General features: G+C 36.0%; 1 protein-coding gene. It reads right to left on the bottom strand.

Features of this window, described 5'->3' with window-relative positions:
- Positions 1-271 precede the first annotated feature (271 nt).
- Positions 272-472 (bottom strand): hypothetical protein (locus tag C6366_RS20945; protein ID WP_233248575.1); only part of this gene is annotated, 201 nt, incomplete at its 5' end.

Raw genomic sequence — 472 nt, 5'->3', positions numbered from 1 at the left:
CTCCCATCCTGACCGGCACCCTTGGCTTTTTTGTATATACTAAAAGCAAGTGCAGCGACCATCACGAGAATGTATAATATGTCTCCCAATCCGTTGTCCATGTAAAAAAAATATTAGCTAAATTTAGCCTGTACAAAGCAAATAACCAAATAAAGCAGTCTCTATTTTAGATTGAGCTGCTTCAATGGTTTTTTTATTTCTACTTAACAGGCTTATTGTGATGATGTTATTGTTTTTATTCGGTGCCTGTTCAAGTATTGTATGATTGTTGCTAGTCCAATTGTTGAAAATGCAGGTTTTTGCCACCTTTAATGACAAAGACACTGCAAGTACCATACCAATTATCAAAATTATGACATCCAAAGCTAAGCATTGGTTCATTATTCTTTCTACGGCAATATTGCTTTTTGGTTGCAATAAAAGTGAACATCCTGTTCCCAATGTGTCGTTTCAGGCGCGATTTGATTTGATG

It is taken from the genome of Desulfonatronum sp. SC1 (assembly GCF_003046795.1).
In the GTDB taxonomy this organism is placed as follows: domain Bacteria; phylum Desulfobacterota; class Desulfovibrionia; order Desulfovibrionales; family Desulfonatronaceae; genus Desulfonatronum.
Note: the sequence above shows the minus strand (reverse complement) of the source record. Positions and strands in the feature narration are given on the sequence as shown.